Consider the following 5,598-nt stretch of genomic DNA (forward strand, 5'->3'; position numbering starts at 1 on the left):
CCGGTGCCCGCCGTGGACGCGACCTGCGCCAGCGGGGTACGCCTGCCCGCCACCTTGTTCGGACCCACGACATCGCGAACGGATTGCTCCCCGTCCCAGAGCGCCGCCGTCAGCTTGGCGACATCGAGAACCGAACCGCCGCCGAGACCGACGATGAGGTCCGGCCTGTGCGCACGGGCCGCCTCCAGCACCGCCTCGAAGGCGGGAAGATCGGGCTCCGGCGGCGCTTCGGCATAGACGCGAATATCGCCGGGAAGACAAAGCCGCTCGACATACTGGGCCGTCGGGCCGCCGGCGATGACGAAAGGGCGTTTGGCGTCGGCCGCCCACGCGCCGAGCTGTGCCGCCGTGCCGACGCCGACTTCAAGCCGCTTCGGTTGATGGAGCGTGATCGGGCGATCCATGCTGTTCATTTTGTCTCCTTTCACGTCCGGCGGTCCGGAACCTGCGCGACAAGCCCGGCGACGGTTTCGGCATCGAGCGCGACATGCCGGATGGCCCGGCGGTAAAGCGTATAGGCGATATCGAGCCCGCCATCGGCGCGCGGCAGCAGCACCGGGTAGGAAAGCTCCTTGTTGCGGCCGTCGAGCGAATTATTGGTGAGGCAGGTGCCGGGGCTCTCCTCGATCGTGTAGCGCACCGGAAAGGTGCGGCCGCCATCGCCCGAAAGACAGAGCGTGAGCGGCGCGCGCTCGACGCCCCAGATCGGATTGCAGCCCTCGGCCGCCTCGGGCCGACCATCCTTCTCCTCAAGCTCGTCATAAAGCGAGGCGCGGCGCGCATCCGATTGCGCAGCCGAGACCGGATTGCAAACCATGGCCACGACGTTCCCCTCAAGGCGCACGGCGTTGACCGAGCTGTTGTTGTTCGGCACATCCGTCGGCGCGGGCGCGCTCCAGCTTCGCCCGCCGTCATGGCTTTCGGAGCGATGGACGAAATCGGCCTGGCGGCGGCGATAAAGCGCGATCATCTCGTCCCCGCCAAGGCTGACCGGCGTCATGTGCACAGCGCCCTCCGAGCCCGGAATGTCGACAACCTCAAAGCTTTCGCCATCATCCATGCTGACGGCGACCGCCGCGGTGTCGAAAGCGCCGGTCCAGCGAATGCCGGGCCGCGGGTTGCAACGGAAGAGCGGCAGGCACCAGGCCCCGTCATCCCGCACATAGGGAGCGGCGCGAACGAAGGTGCCGGGCGGCAGGCCCGTGTCGCGCGCCTCAGCAGCCGCCAGCCGGCCGCCTTCCAGCGTGAGCCGGCGCATGAACACCCGAGACTCATCCTGATTGCCGGCGGGCTGCGCGGTGTTAAAAAGCAGTATCTCGCCTGCCGGCGTCACGAAGATCACCGGATTCTGTTCCGAGCGGTCGGGATCATCCGTCAACCGGACGGCTTCGCCCCACGCCTCCGCGTCGGGATCGAGCAGGGCGGCGTGGATGGAAATGTCGGACTTGCCTTCCAGCGTGCCGCCGAACCAGGCGCAGACAAGGCTCCCGCCCGGCAGGCGCGACAGGAAGGCGGCATGGTTCTGCACCGTCGACGCGGGAAGAACGGCCTGTCTGCCGTCCGGACGCGCCTCAAATTTTCCCGTCATTGTCCGGGCGATATCCTCCGGCATCATGCACACGTTCCTCCGCTTGATTCTGGCCTTCAAAAAACAGGCGCAAAAACAAGTTGTCAAGTTGAAGTTTTAAACGATGGGCTCTTTCGTTCATACAGACATATTATTATATAGTTTAAATTCAATTATTTATCTCTATATCAAAATCTGATGTCACCTCTAAATCGAGAAGGCATTTGACAAAGGTTATCAACTTTACCAATATTGCGCAGAGCTTGATCCGGCATTCGGGCCGGACCTGCGTCATCGACGGGCCATGTCAGTCCTTTTTTTTTGCGCGGGCAGCGGCGCAAGGGGCTGAACGACGTTATGCTGCGACGTTCCTGGAGGAGGAAACAATGAAACGCACAACTTTGCTTGCCGGGCTTATGCTGGCGTCATCGCTGACGCCAGCCTTTGCACAGGAGGAAGGATCGGTCACCGTCGTTCTGGCGGAAGAGCCGGATCTGGTCGAGCCGTGCATGGCGACGCGCTCCAATATCGGGCGCATCGTGCTCCAGAACATCTCCGAAACGCTGACGGAACTGGACGTTCGCGGCGATGAGGGGCTGAAACCGCGCCTGGCCGAAAGCTGGGAAATGACCGACGACAACACCTGGCGCTTCCACCTGCGCGAGGGCGTCAGCTTCTCCGACGGTTCGGCTTTCGACGCGGAAGACGTCAAGCACTCCTTCGACAGGGCGCAGAGCGACCAGATCGTCTGCGAGATCTCGCGCTATTATGATGGCATCACGATCACGCCGACGGTCGTGGACGACCATACCATCGATTTCACCACCGAGCCGGCGCAGCCGATCCTGCCGCTTCTGCTGTCGCTGCTGACCATCGTGCCATCGGAAACGCCGATCGAATTCACCCGCGAGCCGATCGGCACCGGTCCTTACGTGCTTTCCGACTGGACGCCGGGCCAGAGCATCACGCTGACCCGACGCGACGATTACTGGGGCGACGCCCCGGCCGTGGAGACCGCGGAATACGTGTTCCGCACCGACGCCGCCGTGCGCGCCGCCATGGTGGAGACCGGCGAGGCGGACATCGCGCCGTCGATCTCGGCCATCGACGCGACCACCGATCTCGACCACGCCTACCCGAACTCGGAAACAACCTATCTCCGGATCGACAATTCGGTGCCGCCGCTTTCCGACAAGCGCGTTCGTGAGGCGCTGAACATCGCCATCGACCGGGAAGCCTTCATCGGCACCATCCTGCCCGAAGGCGCGCAAATCGCCACCGCGATCAACGTACCGACGACGCTCGGCTGGAACCCGGACATCGAGGCATGGCCTTATGATCCCGATCGCGCCCGCGAACTCCTGAAAGAGGCGGCTGCCGATGGCGTTCCGGTCGATACCGAGATCCTGCTTGTCGGCCGCACCGGCAACTTCCCCGGCGCCACTGAATTCTACGAAGCGATCACCAGCATGCTAAACGAGGCAGGCTTCAACGTGAAGCTCCAGATGGTCGAGGTCGCCGAGCACGAGCAGTTCTACTCCAAACCCTATGTCGATGATCGCGGCCCGATCATGGTCGGCGCGCAGCATGACAATTCGCGCGGCGACCCTGTGTTCTCGATGTTCTTCAAGTACCACTCCGAAGGCCGCCAGTCGGGCATCGCCGACGCGCACGCCGACGAGTTGATCGAAGAGGCAACGGCAGCAACCGGCGAAGAGCGCGAGGCGCTGTGGTCGGAACTCTTCGGTTACCTGCATGACGATGTAATCGCGGACGTGCTGCTGTTCCACATGGTCGGGTTCGCCCGGGTTGGCGAGGATGTCGACTTCACGCCGACGATCGCGACCAACAGCCAGCTTCAGCTTGCCGAAATCGGCCTGAAGTAAGACCTTTCAAACGAAGAGCGCGCGCGGTCATCCCGCGCGTGCTTCCCTTTTTGTGAGAACGAGAGAACACGATGAAGAAAACGCTGGGAAAACGCGGGTTGACGAGCTTCGTCTCGCTGCTGGTCCTGATCGTGCTTGTGTTCTTCCTGTCCCGGCTGACCGGCGATCCGACATCGCTTTACCTGCCGGTCGACGCATCCGAAACGATGCGCGAGAATTTCCGCGAGATCCACGGCCTGAACGACCCTGTTCTGGTGCAGTTCTGGCATTATGTCACCGATATCGCACGCCTCGATTTCGGCGAGAGCCTGAGGAAGGCCCGCCCCGCGCTCGAAGTGGTCATCGAAGCCTTCGCCTGGACGCTGCAGCTTGCCTTCATCACCATGGTTCTGGTGACCGCCGCCGCCATCACGGTTGGCGCGATCGCGGCCTTCAATGTCGGCACCTGGTTCGACCGGGCCGCTTCCGTCCTGTCACTGATCGGCGCATCGGCCCCGGATTTCTGGGTAGCGATCGTCGGCATCGTGGTCTTTTCCGTCACGCTCGGCTGGCTTCCAACCTCGGGAACCGGCACCCCGTGGCACTGGGTGCTGCCCGTGGCCGTGCTGTTCATCCGGCCTTTCGGACTGATCCTGCAGATCGTGCGCGGATCGATGATCAACGCGCTCGGCTCCGCCTATGTGAAGACGGCGCGGGCCAAGGGCGTGAAGAACCGGCCAATCATTTTCGTCCACGCGCTGCGCAACGCCATGCTGCCGGTGATCACCGTGATCGGCGATCAGGCTGCCGCCCTTCTGAACGGCGCGGTGGTGGTTGAAACCATTTTCGGCTTTCCCGGCGTCGGCAAGCTGATGATCGACTCCATCATGCAGCGCGACTTCAATGTGATCCTCGCCGCCATCATGGTCACCGCGATCGCGATCTTCATCATGAACCTCCTGATCGACCTCGCCTATGCGGTGCTCGATCCGCGCATTCGAACCTGAGGGACGCCGATGAGTGCACCCATCACACAAACCGGCGGCGAGACCATGGCCCGGCAGGAACCCGGCGCCTTCCGGCGCTTTCTCAAAATGCTGTGGGCCGACAAGCTCGCCTTCGCGGCCGTGCTGTTCCTGATCCTCATCGTGGCTTTCGCGATCTTCGGCCCGATGCTGTTCGACGGCGTCGCCGCAAAGCAGAACCTGCGCGCCCGCAACGCGCCGCCGTTTTCTCTTGATCGCGGCTTTCTCTATTTGCTCGGCGGCGATGCGCTCGGCCGGCCGCTTCTGGCCCGCATAATCGTCGCCGCGCGCAACACCATGGTGGTGTCCGCCGGCGCAGTCGCCGCCTCGCTGCTGATCGGGTCGACGCTCGGCCTCATCGCCGGTTACCGCGACAGATGGCACAGCGAAATCATCATGCGGCTTGCCGACGTGATCATGTCGTTTCCCTCGCTGCTGCTGGCCGTCACCGTGCTTTACGTGCTGGAGCCGTCAATCGCCAATCTGGTGCTGGTGCTCGCCATTACCCGCATTCCGATCTATCTGCGCACCACGCGCGCCGAGGTGCTGGAAGTGCGCAAGCGCATGTTCGTGCAGGCGGCGCAGGTGATGGGTGCGTCCAACCTGCGCATCGTGCTGTTTCACATTCTGCCGGTGGTACTGCCGACGCTGCTGACCATCGCGACGCTCGACTTCGCTTTCGTGATGCTGGCCGAATCCGCCCTCTCCTTCCTCGGCATCGGCATTCAGCCGCCGGAAATCACCTGGGGGCTGATGGTGAGCCAGGGACGGCAATATCTGACCAGCGCCTGGTGGCTCGCCTTCTGGCCGGGGCTGGCGATCATCCTGACCACCATGTCGCTCAACCTGCTCTCGAGCTGGATGCGGATCGCGCTGAACCCGACCCAGCGCTGGCGGCTGGAAATCGGAGGAAAGTCCAATGGCTAGTTCCCACCTCCTCGAAGTGCGCAATCTCTCGGTCCGCTTCCACACCGCGCGCGGTACGGTCGATGCGGTCAATGACGTGTCATGGCATCTGGACCGGGGCGAGACGCTGGCGATCCTCGGCGAAAGCGGATCGGGCAAATCGGTCTCGGCGTCGGCGATCATGAACCTGATCGACTGCCCGCCCGGCGAAATCGTGAGCGGCGAAGTGCTGTTC

At 63.2% G+C, this 5,598-nt stretch carries 6 protein-coding genes; 4 read left to right on the forward strand and 2 right to left on the reverse strand.

The features are described 5' to 3' along the window. A partial coding sequence (locus B4E36_RS04255; RefSeq protein ID WP_345900018.1) for an iron-containing alcohol dehydrogenase occupies nt 1-413 on the reverse strand: 413 nt, incomplete at its 3' end. Between the two features lie 11 nt (nt 414-424). Next, nucleotides 425-1,615 carry a sialidase family protein gene (locus B4E36_RS04260; RefSeq protein ID WP_292059583.1) on the reverse strand — a complete coding sequence of 397 codons (1,191 nt, stop codon included), beginning with the start codon at nt 1,613-1,615 and terminating at the stop codon, nt 425-427. 338 nt (nt 1,616-1,953) lie between these two features. On the opposite strand from B4E36_RS04260, the gene B4E36_RS04265 reads away from it, so the two are divergent. The 4 genes from B4E36_RS04265 to B4E36_RS04280 form a co-directional block, all read left to right on the forward strand. Further along, a complete protein-coding gene (locus B4E36_RS04265; protein WP_345900019.1) occupies nt 1,954-3,453 on the forward strand; it encodes an ABC transporter substrate-binding protein in 1,500 nt (499 codons plus the stop codon). Nucleotides 3,454-3,524: 71 nt separating this feature from the next. Then, complete coding sequence (locus tag B4E36_RS04270) at nt 3,525-4,439, forward strand: ABC transporter permease (protein ID WP_026173161.1); 915 nt, start codon at nt 3,525-3,527, stop codon at nt 4,437-4,439. A 45-nt stretch (nt 4,440-4,484) separates the two neighbouring features. Next, complete coding sequence (locus B4E36_RS04275) at nt 4,485-5,384, forward strand: ABC transporter permease (RefSeq protein WP_292059592.1); 900 nt, start codon at nt 4,485-4,487, stop codon at nt 5,382-5,384. After that, the coding region (locus B4E36_RS04280) for an ATP-binding cassette domain-containing protein (protein ID WP_345900020.1) at nt 5,377-5,598 on the forward strand (222 nt) is incomplete at its 3' end. The genes B4E36_RS04275 and B4E36_RS04280, both read left to right, overlap by 8 nt.

It is taken from the genome of Martelella sp. UBA3392, from assembly GCF_002358775.1.
Classification (GTDB): Bacteria; Pseudomonadota; Alphaproteobacteria; order Rhizobiales; family Rhizobiaceae; genus Martelella; species Martelella mediterranea.

Bases quoted from the DNA above. Each gene is read 5' to 3' on its own strand.
- B4E36_RS04260 (WP_292059583.1), bottom strand. From the start codon at position 1,615: ATGATGCCGGAGGATATCGCCCGGACAATGACGGGAAAATTTGAGGCG.
- B4E36_RS04265 (WP_345900019.1), top strand. From the start codon at position 1,954: ATGAAACGCACAACTTTGCTTGCCGGGCTTATGCTGGCGTCATCGCTG.
- B4E36_RS04270 (WP_026173161.1), top strand. From the start codon at position 3,525: ATGAAGAAAACGCTGGGAAAACGCGGGTTGACGAGCTTCGTCTCGCTG.
- B4E36_RS04275 (WP_292059592.1), top strand. From the start codon at position 4,485: ATGGCCCGGCAGGAACCCGGCGCCTTCCGGCGCTTTCTCAAAATGCTG.